Annotated in this window: 1 protein-coding gene; it reads left to right on the top strand. The window is 54.2% G+C overall.

Annotated features, from left to right (window positions below; all coding sequences use genetic code 11):
- Window positions 1-257 precede the first annotated feature (257 nt).
- The gene (locus H6B51_RS16930) at window positions 258-1,484 is read left to right on the top strand and encodes an IS110 family RNA-guided transposase (RefSeq protein WP_204884767.1); all 1,227 of its coding nucleotides are present in this window, start codon (window positions 258-260) and stop codon (window positions 1,482-1,484) included.
- The last annotated feature ends 131 nt before the right edge of the window (window positions 1,485-1,615 follow it).

The following is a 1,615-nucleotide window of genomic DNA, read 5'->3' as shown; positions in this document are numbered from 1 at the left end:
GGTTCAAGGCGCGGCAGCCAGCCGCGTCTTTTTCCATCTCAAAGCCGAAGCTGTTAGAATGGGAGAGCAAATGGCCTGACATAGCTCACCTTGGGCCAACACGCCCGTAAATGAGTCCGTCAGCCGCCTCTCTCATTCGCAGCATTCGATTTGCGCAGGTTGTACCACCGATTTTCGGTGCGTTCGCGTCACCCAGGAGATTGAACAGGCAATGAGGAAACGGCGGAAAGCCATATCCAATCAGAAGGAGGAGCAAAATGAACGCAGTAGGGATCGATATTTCCAAAGGAAAAAGCATGGTGGCTGCCCTGCGGCCAATGGGTGAAGTGGCATTTCTGCCACGGGAATTTCTCCATACCGGAGTTGGGCTGGAGCAGATGGCTTACGCCATCATCGCATTAGGTGAAGATACCCGCGTCATCATGGAATCTACAGGCCGTTACCACGAACCGGTAGCGGCAGCACTGCATGAGTACGGGATCTACGTCTGCGTCCTGAATCCGCTGCTCATCAAGCAGAGCGGCGGCGGTTCCATCCGCAAGGTCAAGACCGATAAGGCTGACGCCATGAAGATTGCCAAGTATGGCCTTGACAACTGGGCGGATCTGCGGGAATATACTCCCATGGACACTGTGAGACAACAACTGAAGCTGTGCAGCCGTCAGTACGACCTCTACATGAAAACGGTGGTGTCGCTGCAAAACAACCTCATTTCCCTGACCGACAAGACATTTCCCGGCGTGAACGAGCTGTTCTCCAGTCCGGAGCGTGCCGACGGCCACCAGAAATGGGTGGACTTTGCCATGACCTTCTGGCACTGTGACTGCATCTGCCGTGTCAGCGAAAAGGCATTTACCGAGCGTTACCGGAAGTGGTGCAAACGCAAAGGCTACCATTTCAGCGCAGAGAAAGCATCAGACCTCTACGCCAGCAGCTGTGGTCATTTCACTACGCTGCCGAAAAACGAGAACACAAAGCTACTCATCGTCACGGCCGCGCAACAGCTGCTTGCAGGCAAGGCCACGCTGGCTGCTTTGCGGGCGGAGATGACGCGGCTGGCATCCCAACTTCCGGAATACGAAACCGTGCGCGCCATGTACGGCGTTGGGGAAATAACTGCCGCGCAGCTTATGGCCGAAATCGGAGATGTGCGCCGTTTCCCGCGCCGCAGTTCCATCGTAGGCTTTGCGGGCGTTGATCCCGGTGTGGACGAATCCGGCAAACACAGCGCCAAGAGCGTTCCCACCACAAAGCGGGGCTCACCACATCTGCGCAAAACACTCTACCAAATCGTCTGCACATACCTGAAAAAGTCTCCGGCGGATGAGCCGGTGTACCAGTTCCTCGATAAGAAACGCGCGGAGGGCAAGCCCTACTTTGTCTACATGACCGCCGCTCAGAACAAGTTCCTGCGCATCTACTACGCCCGCGTGAAGGAATGTTTGGAGGCTTTTGACGCACAGCAGGACATCTCGCAAGGATAAATCAGATCGTCACTTCATTCCGGCTGGCGAATCTTTTTCTCCAGTCTGTTTTGTTATGCTCTTTTTCAGTCACACAAATTTTGCGGGACTTTTTTCATTTCAACTATTGACTTTTATTGCAGGACTCATTT

This window comes from Pseudoflavonifractor phocaeensis (assembly GCF_016901955.1).
Taxonomy (GTDB): Bacteria; Bacillota; Clostridia; order Oscillospirales; family Oscillospiraceae; genus Flavonifractor; species Flavonifractor phocaeensis_A.
The sequence above is the reverse complement of the archived record's forward strand: the minus strand, read 5'-3'. Positions and strand labels throughout refer to the sequence as shown.